The sequence below is a fragment of the Mycolicibacter algericus DSM 45454 genome (assembly GCF_002086455.1).
Taxonomy (GTDB): Bacteria; Actinomycetota; Actinomycetes; order Mycobacteriales; family Mycobacteriaceae; genus Mycobacterium; species Mycobacterium algericum.
Map to the genome: position 1 here is coordinate 24,531 of NZ_MVHC01000015.1, position 17,315 is coordinate 41,845.

Sequence of the window (17,315 nt, forward strand, 5' to 3'; positions counted from 1 at the left end):
CCACCACCTTACCGGCCGACAGCACCGCTATCCGCATCCGGCGATTGCCGACAACCGCACGCACCGTTCGAGCAGAGCGGCGCGCAACGGCGCGGCCCGCTGCGAGATCTCGGTCTGGCAACGGACGTATTCTGCACGGCCGAGCGGGTTTTCGATGCAAATCGGCTCATACCCGTAGCCGCTCAGGTCATACGGGCTGGCTTGCATGTCGATCTCACGCGCGGCGGCGGCCAATTGCAGGCAGTCCAGCAGCAACTCCGACTCGATCAACGGCCCCAACTTGTAGCACCACTTGTAGAGGTCCATGTTGGCGTGCAGGCAACCAGGCTGCTCCCACTCGGTTTGGGTGGCCCGCCGGGGCGTCCCGTCGTTGCGTGGCGCCGCCGCCGGGGTGAAGAACCGGAATGCGTCGAAATGCGTGCAACGCAACGGTATTGACTCGACAACCCGTTCCACCTCGGGTGTGCTGAGCCGCAGCGGAACGTGACCGTGCCGGACGGTTTCCGCTGCCGGACTGCGATACACCATCGCCCACTCGTGCAGCCCGAAACAATTCAGCCGGGCCGGGCGGGCGGCGGTGGCCCGCAACAGCCGTGCGACGAACGTCACGGTGTCGGCCCGCTCACGCAGGAAGTCCTCGCTGACACCGACCCGCCCGTCCGTGACGGTATATCCCCGGCGGCCGCGGTACTCGCGCAGCGCCGCCGCACCGGCCAAGGCAACGCCGAAGCCGGGGTGCCAGCCGCGCAGCTGTCGGGGACGCAGGCGGTAGTAGCTGAACAGGAACTTCGGCACCGGGTCACCGGCGGCGACCCGGCGCAACAGCGGCGCCAGGAAGGTGTCCAGGCGCAGCCGGTAGGCCTGCGCCCGCGCCTGCCAGTGCTCGGTTTCCAGAGCCGATTCGGCCAGGTCAAACATGATGCGTTCCGTCACGGACGGTTCCCACGACATCCTGGACGAGGTCCTCGAGGGCCACCATGGCCACCACGGCGCCGTCGGTGGCGACCACGAGTGCCAGATGGCTGTTGGTCCGCCGCAGCCGCGTCAACGCGTCGGCCAGCGGCAGCGACGCGGGAACGCGGGGCAGCGGTCGTACCACGCCGATATCGACTACGGCGGCTGCGCCGTCGCCGCCGGCGGCCGCCGCGGAGCTCTCACTGAGCGGCAGAACGTCCTTGATGTGCAGGTAGCCGACGTATTGGCCCTGGTCGACGACGGGGAACCGGGAATAGCCGCTCTGAGCGAGCGCCTTGTCGACGGCCGCCACGGTGGGGCCGCGCCCGGGCGCTGCGGCCGGGACGGCGCGGATGTCGCCGACCGGCAGCGCCACGTCGGCGACGGTCCGGTTGCGGATCTGCAGGGCGCGGGTCAACCGGGTGTACTCCTCGAGGTCGAGTAGACCTGCCGAAACCGATTCGGCGATCATCTCGCTGAGCTCGACGGTGGACACCGTGATCTCCAGCTCGTCTTTCGGCTGCACCCGCACGGCGCGCAGCGTGACGTTGGCGCACCAGTTGTAGAAGACGATGAACGGCCGGGCGGCCGCCATGTAGATCAGGTACGGCGGGATGAGCAGCATCGCCGCTGTCTCCGGGCCTGCCAGGGCGATGTTTTTGGGAACCATCTCGCCGAACAGCACATGCAACGTCACCACGATCGTCAACGCGACGATGAACGCCACGGTGTGCAGCAGCGCGTCGGGGATACCCACCAGCCGGAACACCGGCTCGAGCAGGTCAGCGACGGCGGGCTCACCGATTCGACCGAGCAGAATCGAGCACACCGTGACGCCCAGTTGCGCCCCGGCCAGCATCAGCGACAGCTGCTCGCCGGCCCGGATCACCGTGACCGCGCTCTGCCTGCCCTGTTCGGCCAGCGCCTCGAGCCGGTCGCGTCGCGCCGATATCAGCGAGAACTCGGCGCCGACGAAGAAGGCGTTCGCCGCGACCAGCAGCACGGTCAACACGACGTTGAACAGGTCAGTCATCGCCGGCCCCCAGTTGGGTGAGCACCAGCAGGTCGATGCGGCGTCCGTCCATCCGGACCACCCGGGCCAGCCAGCGCGGCGGGATCGCGGACAGCTGGTCGGGATCGAACGCGGTCAGTTCGACGGTCTCGCCCGCCGCCGGAATGTGGCCGAGCTCTTGGAGCACCAGCCCGCCGATGGTCTCGTAGGAGCCCTCCGGGGCGCGGTAGCCGGTGGCCTTGGCGACCTCGTCGATGCGCAGCAGCCCCGACACCTGCCAGCCGCCGCCGGCCGCCACCACGTCCGGCGTGGCGTCGTCGTGCTCGTCGCGGACGTCGCCGACGATCTCCTCGATCAGATCCTCCATCGTGACCATTCCCGCGGTGCCGCCGTATTCGTCGACGACCAGGGCAACCTGAAGGCCGTCGGTCCGAACCTGCTCCATCACCGCGTCGCCGTCGAGGGTGGAGGGCACCACCGCCGCGGGCTCGGCGAGGGTGGTGACCGGGGTGGTAGCCCGATCGGCGGCCGCCACCGCGAACACCTGTTTGACGTGGACGATGCCGACGGGGGCGTCCAGATCACCGGCCACCACCGGAAACCGGGAGAAGCCGGTGTCGATGGCCGCGGCGGCCAGGTCGGCGACGGTGTCGCCGGCCTGCAGGCTGACGATCTTCGAACGCGGCGTCATCAGCTCCGCGGCGGTCAGGGCGCCGAACCGCAGTGAGCCCTCGACCAGCGTGGCGGTACTGGGATCCAGCGCGCCGCTGCGCGCCGAGTTGCGCACCAGCGAAGCCAGCTCGCGCGGGGACCGGGCCGAGGTCAACCGGTCGGCGGGCTCGATGCCGAGCCGCTTGAGAATCAGGTTCGCCGTCCCGTTGGTCGCCTTGATCGCGAGGGTGAACAGCCGGGAGAACATCAGCTGCGGCCCGGCCGCTGCCCGGGCGGTCTGCAGTGGGCGCGCCACGGCGAGATTCTTGGGCACCAGTTCGCCGAAAACCATCGACAGCGAGGTGGCGATCACCAGGGCCAGGGCCAGCGCCACCCCGGCGGCGGCCGCTTCGGACAGGCCGAGAGCGGCAAGCGGGGGGCGCAGCCACCGGGCGAGCACCGGCTCGGCCAGATACCCGGTGGCCAGCGTGGTGATCGAGATACCCAACTGGGCGCCGGAGAGCTGGAAGGACAACGTGCGGTGCGCTTCTCGGATATAGGTGTCGCGACGGCCGCCGCGGCGGGCGTTGGCCTCCACCGCGCTGCGTTCCAGGGTGGTCAGGGAGAACTCGGCGGCGACGAATATCGCGGTGCCCAGCGTGAGGACCACGAACGCCAGCACGCTGCCCAGGGTCAAGGCGATGGTCATGAGCGTCTACTGGGTCGCCGCCGGTGGTCTCACCAGCCGAACGGTAGCGGATGGCCCTCGGCGAAGCCCGCGGCCGACTGCACCCCGAGCACCGCGCGTTCATGCAGCTCGGCCAGGTCCGACGCGCCGACATAGGTGCAGGTGCTGCGAAGGCCGGAGGTGATGTGGTCCAGCAGATCCTCGACTCCGCCGCGATCCGGGTCCAGCATCATCCTCGACGTCGAAATACCTTCCTGGAAGAGTGCTTTGCGGGCGCGGTCGAACGCGCTGTCGCCGGCCGTGCGCGCGGCCACCGCCCGCTTGGACGCCATGCCGTAGCTTTCCTTGTACGGCTTGTCGTCGCGGTCGAACATAAGGTCGCCGGGCGATTCATAGGTACCGGCGAACCACGAGCCGATCATCACGTTCGACGCCCCGGCGGCAAGGGCCAGCGCCACGTCGCGGGGATGACGCACCCCGCCGTCGGCCCAGACGTGGGCGCCGAGATCGTGCGCTGCGGCCGCACACTCCAGTACGGCCGAGAACTGCGGCCGGCCCACCCCGGTCATCATCCGAGTGGTGCACATCGCGCCGGGGCCGACGCCGACCTTGACGATGTCCGCCCCGGCGCCGATCAGGTCCCGGGTGCCCGCCGCGGACACCACGTTGCCGGCGACCAGCGGAACGCCCGGCGTCAGCGCGGCCACCGAGCGGATCGCCTGCATCGCCTTCTCCTGATGGCCGTGCGCGGTGTCGATGACCAGCACATCCACCCCGGCCGCCAACAACGCGGCGGCCCGGGCCGTCACCTCGCCGGTAATGCCGACCGCCGCGCCGATCCGCAGCCGGCCGGCCGCATCGGTGGCGGGGGTGTAGATGCCGGCCCGGATCGAACCGGTGCGGGTCAGAACGCCGGCCAGCGTGCCGTCGGAGTTGGTCAGCACCGCGACCGGGACCGGCGCATGCTCCAGCAGGTCGAAGACCTTGCGGGGCTCGGTGCCGATCGGAACGCTGAGCAGGTCGGACATCGCGACGTCACGAACCCGGCTGAAGCGGTCCACCCCTTCGCAGCACGCCCTGGTCACCAGGCCGGTCGGCCGACCGTCGACGGTGACCACGGCCGCGCCGTGGGCACGTTTGGGGATCAGCGCCATCGCGGCGGAGACCGAGTCGTCGGGGGAGAGCACGACGGGGGTGTCGGCCACCAGGTCGCGACTTTTCACGAACGCCACGGTCTGGCTTACAGCGTCTATCGGCAGGTCCTGGGGCAGCACCACGATGCCGCCGCGCCGGGACACCGTCTCGGCCATTCGCCGGCCCGCCACGGCCGTCATGTTGGCGACCACCACCGGGATGGTGGCACCCGAACCGTCGCGCGTGGACAGATCCACGTCGAGGCGGGACGCGACGGCCGAGCGGTTGGGGACGATGAAGACATCGTCGTAGGTCAGGTCGTAGCCCGGGTCGTATCCGCCGGCGAATCTCATCCGGTGCCCGACATCGGGCCGTTGGGTTCCGACGAGCCCATCAATTTCCTCCACTGGTTCTGGGCCGGGTTCGGGCGGGCGTCGGACGCCGGCCCGGCCGGGCCGGGGGCACCGTTTTCGGCCCGGCAGCCACGCTACCGGCCGCGCGTCGGCGGAACCACTCGTTTATCAACGGCCCGCGGATGAAAAATTGATCTTCCTCACAGTCACTTCGTCAGGTAAGCTCATCTCGTCGTTTTGGGGGAACAGAGATGACAGTTAGCTGCGAGCGGCGGGGTATGGCCATTCGGACCCCGATTGCGACCTCTGTTGACCCGCGGCTCGCCCGGCCGGGCCGCGGCAGCCGGATCGATGCACCGGCGGCGTGGCGGGGCTGTCACCTCGAAAGCTACCTGGAGCGCAAACTGCACCGGCAGTGGCGCAATCGCGGATCCTAACCGCCGGCGGTGAATTGACGGCTGTTCGCGACATCAATCGCCGTGTGCACATTGGTTGCCTTGTAGCGCAAGGTGAATCGGATAGCCTGGTCGCTGCCGTCAGGTAGCAGGTCCGGCGTCGAGCGGTGCGGGCCCAGGGGCGCCGTCCCACGGTCCGCCTGATGCGGGCGAACATCGCCGACGGATGGTGCGGGCGAGCGCTGCAGGCCGGCACGGCAGCTCGGTGCCGGTGCTTTCCAGGAAGCTCCGGACGGGCCGGTCACTGCCGGGCGCCGCGGCATTGACCGCACTTGTCTGGCAGTTAGCTGGCAAGAAGTCAATAGCGCAGACCAAACCTTAGAGCAAAATAAGCTCCGGGATATTCAAACGGCAACTACGCCAGCCGACCCGGACGATACTTCGCACCCAAAAGAGGTACGCACCATGCAGGTTAGCCCGCTCTTGTCCGTCACGGCCGGCGCCGCCGTGGCCGGCGGAATCGCCGCCGCCCCGGTCGCTGCACCACCGGCGACATCGACCGCAGCCAATCTCGACGTTCAACTCACCGCGCAAGATGTCGTCATCGATTTCGTGCGGCATGCGCAGATGACGCCGCCGTACGATCTGCTGCTCACCCCCTCGCCGGATCATCCGGGCGCTCCGCTCAGCGACCTCGGCCACGAGCAGGCGAACGACGTCGGGCAGCAGCTGTTCGACCAGCTCGGTCCGGTCGCCGGCATCTTCTCCGGGCAGGGCCTCCGGGTGCAGGAGACCGCGGTGCCGTTCGCCGATCTGGAGGGCACCGGCGGCACCCCCGCCGGCGTCCAGCTACTGCCCGGGCTCGACGAGGTGGACAGTGGCGTCTATGCGCTCGATCCGATTGAGAGCCTCGGCGGCCGGCTGGCTTTCCTGACCGTGGGCGCCTGGACGTTCGGAGCGCCGCTGGGGTTGGCACTGCTGCAGGGGCCGGGCTCGCACGACGTCAACGGGATTGTGCTCGACGATCGATTCGGCGACGCGGTCCAGACGATGTACGACCATGCGCTGGGCAGCGGGGTGGTCAGCGCCAACGGCCAACTGACCGATGTGGCCTTCAGCAGCACCGCGTCCATCTTCGCCTGGGTGATGCAGAACGTCGACAACCCCGATCTGCCGTTCTTCCTGAACCTGCTCCACGAGTCACACAGTGTCGCGAACGGCCAGACGACCATCTTCCTGCCCAACGCCGCCATCGTCGAAGTCGAGGGCAACCCCACCGACGGCTGGACCCTGGTCAGCTGGGACGGACATGCCATCCCGCAAGATCCTGACCTGCTCACCGCGCTTTTCGTCGACGTGCGGGACGTGATACTGCCGCTCCAAGCGGCGTACTGGGATGTGCACCAGGCCATTCTCGGCTCGGACCCCGAGGCGATCATGACCGCGATCCAGACCGGTTTCGAGCATGTCACCTCGGCGTTGAGCCAGTTCCCCGGCGCGGTCTTCAGCGACATCGCCGACGCCCTCGGAAATCTCGGCTAGGAGGTGGCTGTCATGCAGGCGCTCTCGATCGGTCCGGTAGCCGCAGCTGTCGCCCTCGTCGGCGCGGGCGTCATTGCCGTCACACCGCCGGTGCACGCCGATCTCGCAGCCCCCGCGGTCACTCTCACCAGCGGGGCAGCCCAAGATATCGTCATCGACATCGTCCGACACGGCCAGCGGATGCCACCGTTCAACGACGTCATCACCCCGTCGCCTGATCATCCGGGCCCGCCGCTCAGCGATCTCGGGATGCAGCAGGCCCAGGACGTGGCCGAGAAACTGCACCAGGAACTCGGTGACCACGTCGCCGGCATCTTCTCCGGGCAGGCCATCAGGGACATCGACACCGCCGCGCCGTTCGCCGCGCTGCAGAACATGACGACGCAGATCCTGCCCGGACTCAACGAGATCGACAGCGGGATCTATGCCGGCCAGCCGATCGCGAGCCTGTCGGGCTTCCTGTACCAATTCACCCCGATGCTCTGGACGTTGTTCGGATTGGTGCTGATGCCGATCCCGGGTTCGGTCGAGGACCCCAACGGGGTGGTGATGGACCAGAAGTTCACCGAGGCCGTGGCGGCGATGTACAGCGCCGCGATGGCCAACCCGGTCGAAAGCGACAACGGCGACATCACCGCCGTGGCGTTCAACAACGAGGCCGACATCGCCGCCTGGGTGGCGCTCAACGTCAAGAACCCCGACATCTCACTGCTGCTGCCGTTGACGTTGCAGACGATGTTCGCCAACGACGACGGATCCCCGCTGCTGCCCAACACCGGCATCGTGCAGATCGAGGGCAACCCCACCGACGGCTGGACACTGGTCAGCTGGAACGGAATCCCCGTACCGGAGGACCCGGGACTGCTGACCAGGCTGATCATGGACGTCCGCGACCTGATCACCACACCGCAGGTCGCGGCCTGGAACCTCTACCAGGCACTGCTCGGTGGCGACGCGACCACGATCGGCGAGGCCTTCCAGACCGGCCTGCACGATGTCAGCTCGGTGTTCCTGGGATTCCCGCAAGCCGTCTTCGACGACATCACCGATGCGGTGGCGAATCTCGGCAGCGCCGCCGGTGGGGCTGCGGACGACACCGGCTCGGCGCTCGCCGACCTGCTTGCGCTGATCTGAGACACGGCACGCACAATGACCGCGATGACGAACACGACATGGCCCGACAGCGTGCGGCGCTGGCAGGACGGCGGGCGCTGGGTGTCGAGCACCGCCGGCCGGGTATTCGTACGGTCGGACGCCGGCGACGGGCCCACCGTGCTGTTGCTGCACGGCTTTCCGTCCTGCTCCTACGATTTCGTATCGGTCGTCGACCGCCTGGCCGGCCGATCCTGGCTGACGATGGATTTCCTCGGGTTCGGGCTCTCGGACAAGCCGAACCCGCACCGCTACAGCCTGTTCGAGCAGGCCGACCTGGTGGAGCAGGTGGTGGCATCGAGCGCATCGGGTCCGGTGGTGTTGGCCGCCCACGACATGGGCACCTCAGTGGCCACCGAACTGCTGGCCCGCGACATGGCAGGCACGCTGAGTTTCGACCTACGCCGTGCGGCGCTGTCCAACGGCAGCGTGATCCTGGAGCGGGCTAGCCTGCGCCCCATCCAGAAGGTGCTGCGCGGCCCGTTCGGCGGGCTGGCCGCCCGGCTGACGAACCGACGCAGTTTCGCCCGCGGCTTCGGCCGGCTGTTCAGCGCCGATCATCCGCTGGCCGCCGAGGAGGCGGCCGCGCAGTGGGCCCTGCTGACCCACAACGGGGGCAATCGGATCGCCCACCTGCTCTCGGCCTACCTCGATGAACGGGTGCGCCACGCGCAACGCTGGCACGGCGCGGTGCGCGACTGGCCCAAGCCGCTGGGGTTCGTCTGGGCGCTCGATGATCCGGTGGCGACCACCAATGTGCTCGACGGGCTGCGGGAGCTGCGCCCGGCCGCCGATGTCATCGAGCTACCCGGGCTGGGCCATTACCCGCAGATCGAAGACCCGCAGGCCTACACCGACGCCGTGCTGCGGCTGTTGGGTTAAACCGGCACTTCGCTGCGGTCGCCGCTCCACAGCGTGTGGTACTTGCCCTCGGCGTCCACCCGGCCGTAGCTGTGGGCGCCGAAGTAGTCGCGCTGCGCCTGGGTCAGCGCGGCCGGCAGTCGCTCGGTGCGCAGCCCGTCGTAGTAGGCCAGCGCGGAGGAGAAACCGGGGGACGGAATCCCCAGGGCGACAGCCATTGTCACCACCCGGCGCCAGCTGTCGATGGCGGCCTCCACGGCACTGCGGAAGTACGGTGCGGCCAGCAGGCTCACCAGATCCGGGTCGGTGTCGAAGGCCTCTTTGATCCGGTTGAGGAACTTCGCCCGGATGATGCAGCCGCCACGCCAGATCGTCGCCAGGTCGCCGGGGGTGACGTTCCAGCCGTGCTCGGCGCTGCCGGCCTGAATCTGGTTGAACCCCTGCGCATAAGCGACGATCTTCGAGGCGTACAGCGCGCGGCGGACGTCCTCGGTGAACCGGGCCGCGTCCGAAGGACGGTCGCCGAGTGCCCCGGCGGCCAGGCCCGCCGCGGCGCGACGCTGCGGGACCGAACCCGACAGCGCCCGGGCGAACACCGCCTCGGCGATCCCGGTGACCGGAACCCCCAGGTCCAAGGCGGACTTCACCGTCCAGCGGCCGGTGCCCTTCTGCTCGGCTTCGTCGACGATGACGTCGACCAGTGGCTTGCCGGTCTTGGCATCGACCTGGCGCAGCACCTCGGCGGTGATCTCGACCAGGTAGCTGTCCAGCTCACCGGCGTTCCACTCGGTGAACACCTCGGCGATCTGCGGCGCGGTCAGCGCCAGGCCGTCGCGTAGCAACTGGTATGCCTCGCCGATCAGCTGCATGTCGGAGTACTCGATGCCGTTGTGCACCATCTTGACGAAGTGCCCGGCGCCGTCCGGCCCGATGTGGGTGCAGCACGGCACCCCGTCGACGTGCGCGGAGATCTCCTCGAGCAGCGGTCCCAGCGAGGTGTAGGACTCCTTCGGGCCGCCCGGCATGATCGACGGCCCGTTCAGCGCACCCTCCTCCCCGCCGGAGATCCCGGCCCCGACGAAGTGCAGCCCGCGGGCGGCCATCGCCTTCTCCCGGCGGATGGTGTCGGTGTAGAGCGCGTTGCCGCCGTCGATGATGATGTCGCCGGGCTCCATGGCGTCGGCGAGTTCGTTGATGACGGCGTCGGTCGGGTCACCAGCCTTGACCATGATCAGCACGCGGCGTGGCTTCTCAAGGGCGGCAAGGAATTCCGGAATCGATTCGGTGCGAACGAACTTTCCCTCCGAGCCGTGTGCGCTCAGCAGGGCGTCGGTCTTGGCGATCGACCGGTTGTGCAGCGCCACCGTGTAGCCGTGGCGGGCGAAGTTGCGCGCGATGTTGGATCCCATGACGGCCAGGCCGGTCACCCCGATCTGGGCGGTGCCGACAAGTTCCGACGCGCTCATACATTCGCCTTTCGGTGGTAGGTGATCGCTGCGCGGCACGCCGGACGGCGCGGGTCATCCCGCGATCAGTCGATGCAGTTCGGTCAGCCACGGTACCGCCAGCGCGATCGTCGGCACCGTCAGCACCCCGGCCGCGGCGGAGTAAGCGGCCGCGGCCAGCGTGCGACTGTTGCCGCGTCCGGACAGCCGCTGTACCCGCAACACCGTGCTGGCACCGCCGGCGGCCAGCGCGCCGGCGGGGATGGTCGCTGAAGCGCAGGTCACCAGGGCGCGGGCCAGGGGAGGGGCGCCGGCGACCCGAACGGCAGCGTCGTCGGCCAGCAGTTCGACCAGCAACCGCACCGCGTCCAAGGCGCTGGCGCTGCGCACCAACCGGGGAAACGCGGAGTGCACCGCGGTGAACGCCTCCAGCACCAGATCGTGCCGGGCGCGCAGGTGGGCGCGCTCGTGGCAGAGCAGCGCCGCCAGTTCGGTATCGCTGAGCGCCTGCAGGGCGCCCGAACTGAGCACCACCCGGCTGCGCACCCCGGGCAGGCAGTAGGCCAGTGGCTGCATCACCTGCAGAATCCGAAGGCCGCTGGTGCGTACCGCCGGAGCGCCGTCAGAGACGCCGACCAGGTCGACGAGCATGCGGTGACGGGCCCGGCGCTGCCGGGTGCCGATCGCGACTCGCAGCACGGTCACCGTCAGTCGCAGGCCGACGAGCAGCGTCACGGCCGACACCGCGGTGTAGAACGTCCACAGCGGCCAGCCCAGCCGGTCGAGAGAGCCCAGGATCGTCGAGGTGGGTCGACCGTCGGGGCCCGGCATCAGCAGCCGGCTCGACGTGGCGACACCCGCGCTGAACGCCGACAGTACGGCGGCTATGGCGATGGCCTGCCAGAGCACCACCGCGGCCCGCGGGGCGCGCAACGGCCAGTCGGCGCGCGCGAGCAGGGCGGGCACCGGCCCCACGAGCAGCAGCGCCAGGAGGGTGAAGGCCAGCGCGGACACGCTGCCAGTCTCCCTCAGGACGTGTGTCGGCCGCCAGCGGGCGGGCCGACGTGATGTTTGGCTTCCAACTTGTCGAGTGCGCGGCGCAGCGCCTCGGCTTCGTCCACGCCGACGCGCTCCACGAAATGCACCAGGGCGGCCCGGCGGTCACCGGAGTCGGCGGCCTGGTCGAGGGCCTCGACCATCAGCCCGGCGACCAGCTCGTCACGGCCGCGGACCGGGGTGTAGCGGTGGGCGCGGTCATCCCGGATCTGCGACACCAGATTCTTCTTGGCCAGCCGCTGCAGCACCGTCATCACCGTGGTGTAGGCCAGGTCGCGCTGCGCGGACAGCGCTTCGTGGACCTGGCGCACCGTCTGGGCCTCCGGTGCGGACCAGAGGTGGTCCATCACCGCTCGTTCCAAATCGCCTAGGTGGGTCTGCTTCGCCATGTCGTAATCAACTCCCTGCGGAATGGAGCAAGCCTACCCTCAATTACTACCGGCTGTCGTACCGGCGGCTGTGGGTCTACTGGGCTGCGCGGCGGGCCGCCGGCCGCGACGACCGCGTTCGGCGCACCGCAGCCGGTCGTGTAGAACCGTGGCATGGCTGCCAGCGGTTTCCCGACCATCCCCGTCGCGCCGTTCGACCGTGAGATCGGCCTGGTCTTCACCGACATCGGCCCCGACGGTGCCCGCGCCACGCTGGAGTTGCAGCCCAAGCTGAGCCAGCCCGCCGGGCTCGTGCACGGCGGGGTGTACTGCTCGATCGTCGAGAGTGTGGCAAGCGTTTCCGGTCACGCCTGGCTGAACGCGGGCGGCGGCGACGCCGGCGGCACGGTGGTGGGGGTCAACAACAACACCGATTTCCTGCGAGGGGTGTCGTCGGGGACGGTGTTCGCCGCGGCCACCCCGATACATCGTGGCCGCCGCCAACAACTGTGGCTGGTGACCATCACCGATTCCGACGACAAGGTGCTCGCGCGCGGGCAGGTCAGGCTGCAGAACCTGCCCAGCTGAGTTGATGGCGGTGAGCCGCTGCTAACTGACCGCGCGTTCGGCGCCGCGCTGCGCCTCGGCCGCCAGCACCTCGAGTTGTTCCAAGCGGGTGCGGGCGAAGGCCTGCTGCTCGGTGATGGTGAGCTGGCCGCGGCGGGTGCTCAGGAACGTCACGTTCCACGACAGCAGCGTGCTGACCTTGTTCTTGAACCCGACCAGATAGATCAGGTGCAGGCCCAGCCAGGCCAGCCAGGCCAGAAAACCGCTGAACTCCAGCGGGCCGATCTTGGTGACCGCGGAGAACCTCGACACCGTGGCCATCGAGCCCTTGTCCAAGTACTGGAACGGCTCGCGGTCAGCCGGGTCGGCGCCGCCGAGCTCGGCCTTGATGGTGCTGGCGGCGTGCTTGGCGCCCTGGATGGCGCCCTGCGCCATGCCGGGCACGCCGTCGACGGCCGCCATGTCCCCGACGACGAAGACGTTGGGGTGCCCCGGCACCGACAGGTCCGGCAGCACCTTGACCCGGCCGGCGCGGTCGAGTTCCACCGCGGACTGCTCGGCGAGATCGCGGCCCAGCGGACTGGCGGAGACGCCGGCCGACCACACCTTGCACTGCGATTCGATGCGCCGGATGGTGCCGTCGGAGTCCTTGACGGTCAAGCCGTTGCGGTCGACGTCGGTGACCATGGCGCCGAGCTGGATCTCCACACCCATCTTCTGCAGCCGCTCGGCTGCCTTGAGGCCCAGCTTCTCGCCCATCGGCGGCAGCACCGCCGGGGCGGCGTCGAGCAGGATCACCCGTGCCTTGGTCGAGTCGATGTTGCGGAACGCGCCCTTGAGCGTGTAGTTGGCCAGTTCGGCGATCTGCCCGGCCATTTCGACACCGGTCGGGCCCGCGCCGACCACCGTGAACGTGAGCAGTTTCTCCCGCCGGGCCTGGTCTCGGGACCGTTCGGCCTGCTCGAAGGCGCTCAGGATGCGGCCCCGGAGTTCCAGGGCGTCATCGATGGTCTTCATGCCGGGGGCGAACTCGGCGAACTGGTCGTTGCCGAAGTAGGACTGGCCGGCGCCGGCCGCGATGATCAGGCTGTCGAACGGGGTGTCGTAGGTGTGGCCGAGCACCTCCGAGGTGACGTACTTTCCGGCGAGGTCGATGTGGGTGACGTCGCCGAGCAGCACCTGGGCGTTGCGCTGGTTGCGCAGCACCACGCGGGTCGACGGCGCGATCTCCCCTTCGGAGAGGATTCCGGTCGCAACCTGGTAGAGCAGCGGCTGGAACAGGTGGTGGGTGGTGCGAGCGATCAACTTGACGTCGACGTCGGCTCGCTTGAGTTTCTTGGCCGCGGTCAGCCCGCCGAATCCGGAGCCGATGATGACGACCTGGTGGCGTCGGCGCTGCGGCGCAGTGACTTCAGGCTGGGCGCTCATGGGAATACGGTTGCTCCTCGACGGCGACTGCGTTCACAAATACGCTAGTCGACCCACTTGGCGGTCACCGAATTCGATCGTTGTGGGATTAGCCACTCCGGTGTGACATCAGCCGAAATGGGCCAGCGCTCCGTGGCTGACGTGCAGGGTCTGGCCGGTGATGTGCCGGGCGGCCGGTGTGGTCAAGAACACCGCCAGGCGGGCGATCTCGGTGTCCGCCCCGGCCGGGGCACTGGTGAGCCCGTCGTAGCCCGGGCGCGCGCCGGCGCCGGCGGCGACCACGTTGACGGTGATGCCGCGGGTGCCGAACACCGTGGCTTGCCCGGCGGTCCAGTTCGACAGTGCGGCCTTGACGGCCGCATCGGCGCCGCCGTCGAGCGGGTTCTCCGGCATCACCGAAACGATCGAGCCGCCGGAACGCAGGTGATCGCCCACGGTCGCGACCGTCAGCACCGCCGAGAGCACGGTGGCGTCGAGGGCGGCGCGCCATGCCGCGGCCTGGTCGGCCAGCGAGTAGGCGCGCGGGTCACCGCCCTGCCAGCGCGGCGCGGGGACATTGACGATGGTGTCGAGGTGGTGGGGGAACAGGCCGCGGGCCGCCAGCAGGCTCGCCGGATCCGTGTTGTCGCAGACGACGGCGTTGGCGTCGAGTTCCTTGGCGGCGATTTCGAGCTCGGGACCTCGCATCCCTGCGATCGTCACCTTGTGGCCGGCTTCGCTGAAGCCTTCTGCAACGGTGCGACCCAATTCGGTGTCACCACCGGTGACCAGCACATCCATCGGTAGGACCTCCTCGTGTTCGCAGCTATGTTACTGGACAGTAGCCGGTTTGCGGGCGCGGGGCGCAACTCGGCACAGACACGATCCGGCTACGGTCCGGATTAGGCGCGCTTCGCCGTGCTGGCGATCGCCGGTGTTGGTGTCGGCGACCCGTCCCCCGCAAGCGGGAGGTGCCCCCAGCGCCCGGCTTCGCCGCGCTTGCGGTCCCCGATAGGCTTGTTGGCCATGTGGCGAACCCGGGTGGTCTCCGGCGCGGTGGCGATCATGTTGGCAGCGGGTTCGACGGGACTGACCGGCTGTAGTTCCGGCCCGGCGATGCCATCGATCACGGTGTTCGCTGCGGCGTCGCTGAAGGCGGCGTTCACCGAGATCGCCGAGCAGTTCAAGACCGACCACCCCGGCGTGGCAGTGGAGTTCAACTTCGCCGGATCCTCGGATCTGGCCACCCAGCTGACCGAGGGTGCCCGCGCCGACGTCTTCGCATCGGCCAACACCGCCCAGATGGACAAGGTCGCCCGGGCCGGCCTGCTGGACGGTGAGCCGGTGCCGTTCGCCAGCAACACACTGGTGATCGTCACCGCGCCCGGCAACCCGCACGCGGTACGCTCCTTCGCCGATCTGGCCGGCCCCGACCTGGCCGTGGTGGTGTGTCAACCGCCGGTGCCATGCGGAGCGGCGACCGGCAAGGTCGAAGACCTCACCGGGGTCCGGCTGAATCCGGTCAGTGAGGAGCCCGACGTCACCGACGTACTCAACAAGGTCACCACCGGCCAGGCCGACGCCGGGGTCGTCTACCGCACCGACGCCATCCACGCCGGCGACAAGGTGGCCACCGTCGAATTCCCCGAGGCGGCGGGTGCGATCAACACTTACCCGGTCGCGCTGCTCAAAGACGTGGCGCAAGCCGCACCGGCCCGCGCATTCGTCGAGTTGGTCACCGGTGCAGCGGGGCAGAAGATCCTGCACGCCGCCGGCTTCGGTGAGCCCTGATCTGTGCACCGGCCCAATGACCTGCCGAACTGGGTCTATGTGCCCGCCGCGATCGGCGCCACATTCGTGGTGCTGCCGTTGGTGGCGATCGCGGTCAGGGTCGACTGGCCGCACTTCTGGTCGTTGATCACCAGTCCGTCGTCGATGACCGCGCTGGGGTTGAGCCTGAAAACGGCCGCGGTCAGTACCGCGCTCTGCGTCGTGCTGGGCGTACCGATGGCGTTGGTCCTGGCGCGCGGTCAGTCGCGGGTGGTGCGGCTGTTACGGCCCCTCACGTTGCTGCCGCTGGTGCTGCCGCCGGTGGTGGGCGGTATCGCGCTGCTGTACGCGTTCGGGCGGCTCGGGCTGCTGGGCCGCTACCTGGAGGCGGCCGGAATCCACATCGCGTTCACCACAGCCGCGGTGGTGCTGGCGCAGACGTTCGTGTCGCTGCCGTTCCTGGTGATCGCGCTGGAGGGCGCGGCTCGCACCGCCGGCGCCGACTACGAGGTGGTGGCCGCCAGTCTGGGAGCCCGGCCGAGCACGGTGTGGTGGCGGGTGACGCTGCCGCTGCTGACACCGGGCCTGATCTCGGGGGCGGTGCTGGCCTTCGCGCGGTCACTGGGGGAGTTCGGGGCGACGTTGACCTTCGCCGGTTCCCGCGAGGGCGTGACCAGAACGCTGCCGCTGGCCATCTATCTGCAGCGGGTGACCGACGCCGACGCCGCCGCGGCGATGTCGCTGCTGCTGGTGGCGGTGGCGGCGGTAGTGGTGCTGGGACTCGGAGCCCGACGGCTGGCCGGCATCGGGTGAAGCGCGTGGCGGACGGGCTGACGCTGCACGCGGTGGTGGCCGAGCGCGGCCTGGACGTGCATATGACGGTCGCGCCGGGTGAGGTGCTCGCGGTGCTCGGGCCCAACGGCGCCGGCAAATCCACCCTGCTGCACGTGATCGCCGGCCTGCTGCGGCCCGACCCGGGCCTGGTGCGCGTCGGCGATCGAGTGCTGACCAACGCAGCGGCCGGGGTGCACATCGCCACCTGCGACCGCCGCATCGGCCTGCTGATGCAGGATCCACTGCTGTTCCCGCACCTGAGCGTGGCGGCCAACGTGGCGTTCGGACCGCACAGTGGTCACCGTCGGTGGCGCCTTAGTCGGCGGCAGCCGCGCACCCGGGCGTTGGCGGCGCCGTGGTTGCGCGCCGTCGGCGCCGAAGAGCTGGCCGACCGCAAGCCGCGCCGGCTTTCCGGCGGCCAAGCGCAGCGGGTCGCGATCGCCCGCGCCCTGGCCGCCGAACCCGACGTGCTGCTGCTCGACGAGCCGTTGGCCGGGCTGGATGTGGCTGCGGCCGACGCGGTGCGCACCGTGCTGCGTGAGGTTATCGTCACCACCCGCCGCACCACGGTGCTGGTCACCCACGACCTGCTCGACGTGTTCGCGTTGGCCGATCGGGTACTGGTGCTCGAGTCGGGCCGGGTTGCCGAAATCGGTGGCACCGCAGAGGTTTTGGCCGCGCCTCGCAGCCGGTTCGGGGCGCGCATCGCCGGTTTCAACCTGGTGGCCGGGGTGATCGAAAGCGACGGTGTGTTACGCACCCGGTGGGGCGACCGGTGGCACGGAATCGCCGACGACGGCCCGGGCGTCGGCCGGCCGGCCGTCGCGGTGTGTACACCCCGGGCGGTTGCGGTGTATCGGGAGCCGCCGGCGCACGGCAGCCCGCGCAACCTCGTCGCGGTGACCGTCGCCGAACTGGACGCACGGGGCAGCGCGATCCAGGTACGCGGTGTCGACCAGCCGGACGGCGCACCCGGACTGGCCGCCGATATCACCGCCGAGGCCGCCGGCGAGTTGCGGCTCGCGCCGGGCGAGCCGGTCTGGTTCGGTGTCAAGGCGCAGGAGGTGACCTTGCGCGCGACACACCCCGGCATGGCGTAACTTGCGTAGCGGTCGGGACGCGGTAG

16 protein-coding genes are annotated in these 17,315 nt (G+C 69.4%); 7 read left to right on the forward strand and 9 right to left on the reverse strand.

The annotated features are described in order from the left end of the window. Positions 1–27: 27 nt before the first annotated feature. The 4 genes from BST10_RS14340 to BST10_RS14355 are packed head-to-tail and all read right to left on the reverse strand — an operon-like array spanning position 28 to position 4,792. Positions 28–918: a 3-methyladenine DNA glycosylase gene (locus BST10_RS14340; RefSeq protein WP_083038490.1), complete on the reverse strand. Its 891-nt coding sequence runs from the start codon at positions 916–918 to the stop codon at positions 28–30. Continuing rightward, positions 911–1,987, reverse strand: coding sequence for a hemolysin family protein (locus tag BST10_RS14345; RefSeq protein WP_083038491.1), 1,077 nt, complete (start codon positions 1,985–1,987; stop codon positions 911–913). The genes BST10_RS14340 and BST10_RS14345 overlap by 8 nt, the downstream gene beginning before the upstream one ends. Beyond that, positions 1,980–3,326: a hemolysin family protein gene (locus BST10_RS14350; RefSeq protein ID WP_083038492.1), complete on the reverse strand. Its 1,347-nt coding sequence runs from the start codon at positions 3,324–3,326 to the stop codon at positions 1,980–1,982. The genes BST10_RS14345 and BST10_RS14350 overlap by 8 nt, the downstream gene beginning before the upstream one ends. 29 nt (positions 3,327–3,355) lie before the next feature. Continuing rightward, a complete protein-coding gene (locus tag BST10_RS14355) occupies positions 3,356–4,792 on the reverse strand; it encodes a GuaB1 family IMP dehydrogenase-related protein (protein ID WP_013828865.1) in 1,437 nt (478 codons plus the stop codon). 860 nt (positions 4,793–5,652) lie between these two features. Between BST10_RS14355 and BST10_RS14360 the strand changes: the two genes are divergently transcribed. Genes BST10_RS14360 through BST10_RS14370 form a run of 3 tightly spaced genes read left to right on the forward strand, consistent with a single transcriptional unit; the run spans position 5,653 to position 8,763 of the window. Then, positions 5,653–6,729 (forward strand): phosphoglycerate mutase family protein, encoded by a 1,077-nt coding sequence (locus tag BST10_RS14360; protein WP_235673593.1) that lies wholly within the window; start codon positions 5,653–5,655, stop codon positions 6,727–6,729. 12 nt (positions 6,730–6,741) lie between these two features. Next, positions 6,742–7,863 (forward strand): histidine phosphatase family protein, encoded by a 1,122-nt coding sequence (locus BST10_RS14365; protein ID WP_083038493.1) that lies wholly within the window; start codon positions 6,742–6,744, stop codon positions 7,861–7,863. Positions 7,864–7,878: 15 nt separating this feature from the next. Then, entirely contained in the window at positions 7,879–8,763 is an 885-nt protein-coding gene (locus tag BST10_RS14370; protein ID WP_013828870.1) for an alpha/beta fold hydrolase, read from the forward strand. Here BST10_RS14370 and gndA read toward each other — a convergent pair. From gndA to BST10_RS14385, 3 genes are read right to left on the reverse strand one after another with little or no spacing between them, the layout of a single operon-like run. Beyond that, positions 8,760–10,208: an NADP-dependent phosphogluconate dehydrogenase gene (gndA, locus tag BST10_RS14375; RefSeq protein WP_013828871.1), complete on the reverse strand. Its 1,449-nt coding sequence runs from the start codon at positions 10,206–10,208 to the stop codon at positions 8,760–8,762. The two genes, BST10_RS14370 and gndA, sit on opposite strands and share 4 nt — an antisense overlap. A gap of 54 nt (positions 10,209–10,262) precedes the next feature. Beyond that, complete coding sequence (locus BST10_RS14380) at positions 10,263–11,201, reverse strand: M56 family metallopeptidase (protein ID WP_013828872.1); 939 nt, start codon at positions 11,199–11,201, stop codon at positions 10,263–10,265. A gap of 14 nt (positions 11,202–11,215) precedes the next feature. Further along, complete coding sequence (locus BST10_RS14385; RefSeq protein ID WP_013828873.1) at positions 11,216–11,632, reverse strand: BlaI/MecI/CopY family transcriptional regulator; 417 nt, start codon at positions 11,630–11,632, stop codon at positions 11,216–11,218. Between the two features lie 153 nt (positions 11,633–11,785). Between BST10_RS14385 and BST10_RS14390 the strand changes: the two genes are divergently transcribed. Next, positions 11,786–12,199 carry a PaaI family thioesterase gene (locus BST10_RS14390; RefSeq protein WP_083038495.1) on the forward strand — a complete coding sequence of 138 codons (414 nt, stop codon included), beginning with the start codon at positions 11,786–11,788 and terminating at the stop codon, positions 12,197–12,199. A gap of 21 nt (positions 12,200–12,220) precedes the next feature. Here BST10_RS14390 and BST10_RS14395 read toward each other — a convergent pair whose 3' ends face one another. Then, complete coding sequence (locus tag BST10_RS14395; protein ID WP_083038498.1) at positions 12,221–13,606, reverse strand: NAD(P)/FAD-dependent oxidoreductase; 1,386 nt, start codon at positions 13,604–13,606, stop codon at positions 12,221–12,223. Positions 13,607–13,714: 108 nt separating this feature from the next. Next, positions 13,715–14,386, reverse strand: a complete 672-nt coding sequence (locus BST10_RS14400) for an SDR family oxidoreductase (protein WP_083038500.1) — start codon at positions 14,384–14,386, stop codon at positions 13,715–13,717. Positions 14,387–14,611: 225 nt separating this feature from the next. Here BST10_RS14400 and modA point away from each other — a divergent pair, with 225 nt between their 5' ends. From modA to BST10_RS14415, 3 genes are all read left to right on the forward strand, one after another. Beyond that, positions 14,612–15,376, forward strand: coding sequence for a molybdate ABC transporter substrate-binding protein (gene modA / locus BST10_RS14405; RefSeq protein ID WP_013828877.1), 765 nt, complete (start codon positions 14,612–14,614; stop codon positions 15,374–15,376). A 3-nt stretch (positions 15,377–15,379) separates the two neighbouring features. Next, positions 15,380–16,168, forward strand: coding sequence for an ABC transporter permease (locus BST10_RS14410; RefSeq protein WP_013828878.1), 789 nt, complete (start codon positions 15,380–15,382; stop codon positions 16,166–16,168). Between the two features lie 62 nt (positions 16,169–16,230). Continuing rightward, positions 16,231–17,289: a sulfate/molybdate ABC transporter ATP-binding protein gene (locus BST10_RS14415; protein ID WP_109559526.1), complete on the forward strand. Its 1,059-nt coding sequence runs from the start codon at positions 16,231–16,233 to the stop codon at positions 17,287–17,289. The last annotated feature ends 26 nt before the right edge of the window (positions 17,290–17,315 follow it).

Excerpts from the sequence above, each read along its gene's own strand:
- BST10_RS14340 (WP_083038490.1), bottom strand. The coding sequence starts at position 918 with ATGTTTGACCTGGCCGAATCGGCTCTGGAAACCGAGCACTGGCAGGCG.
- BST10_RS14345 (WP_083038491.1), bottom strand. The coding sequence starts at position 1,987 with ATGACTGACCTGTTCAACGTCGTGTTGACCGTGCTGCTGGTCGCGGCG.
- BST10_RS14350 (WP_083038492.1), bottom strand. The coding sequence starts at position 3,326 with ATGACCATCGCCTTGACCCTGGGCAGCGTGCTGGCGTTCGTGGTCCTC.
- BST10_RS14355 (WP_013828865.1), bottom strand. The coding sequence starts at position 4,792 with ATGAGATTCGCCGGCGGATACGACCCGGGCTACGACCTGACCTACGAC.
- BST10_RS14360 (WP_235673593.1), top strand. The coding sequence starts at position 5,653 with ATGCAGGTTAGCCCGCTCTTGTCCGTCACGGCCGGCGCCGCCGTGGCC.
- BST10_RS14365 (WP_083038493.1), top strand. The coding sequence starts at position 6,742 with ATGCAGGCGCTCTCGATCGGTCCGGTAGCCGCAGCTGTCGCCCTCGTC.
- BST10_RS14370 (WP_013828870.1), top strand. The coding sequence starts at position 7,879 with ATGACCGCGATGACGAACACGACATGGCCCGACAGCGTGCGGCGCTGG.
- gndA (WP_013828871.1), bottom strand. The coding sequence starts at position 10,208 with ATGAGCGCGTCGGAACTTGTCGGCACCGCCCAGATCGGGGTGACCGGC.
- BST10_RS14385 (WP_013828873.1), bottom strand. The coding sequence starts at position 11,632 with ATGGCGAAGCAGACCCACCTAGGCGATTTGGAACGAGCGGTGATGGAC.
- BST10_RS14390 (WP_083038495.1), top strand. The coding sequence starts at position 11,786 with ATGGCTGCCAGCGGTTTCCCGACCATCCCCGTCGCGCCGTTCGACCGT.
- BST10_RS14395 (WP_083038498.1), bottom strand. The coding sequence starts at position 13,606 with ATGAGCGCCCAGCCTGAAGTCACTGCGCCGCAGCGCCGACGCCACCAG.
- BST10_RS14400 (WP_083038500.1), bottom strand. The coding sequence starts at position 14,386 with ATGGATGTGCTGGTCACCGGTGGTGACACCGAATTGGGTCGCACCGTT.
- modA (WP_013828877.1), top strand. The coding sequence starts at position 14,612 with ATGTGGCGAACCCGGGTGGTCTCCGGCGCGGTGGCGATCATGTTGGCA.
- BST10_RS14415 (WP_109559526.1), top strand. The coding sequence starts at position 16,231 with ATGACGGTCGCGCCGGGTGAGGTGCTCGCGGTGCTCGGGCCCAACGGC.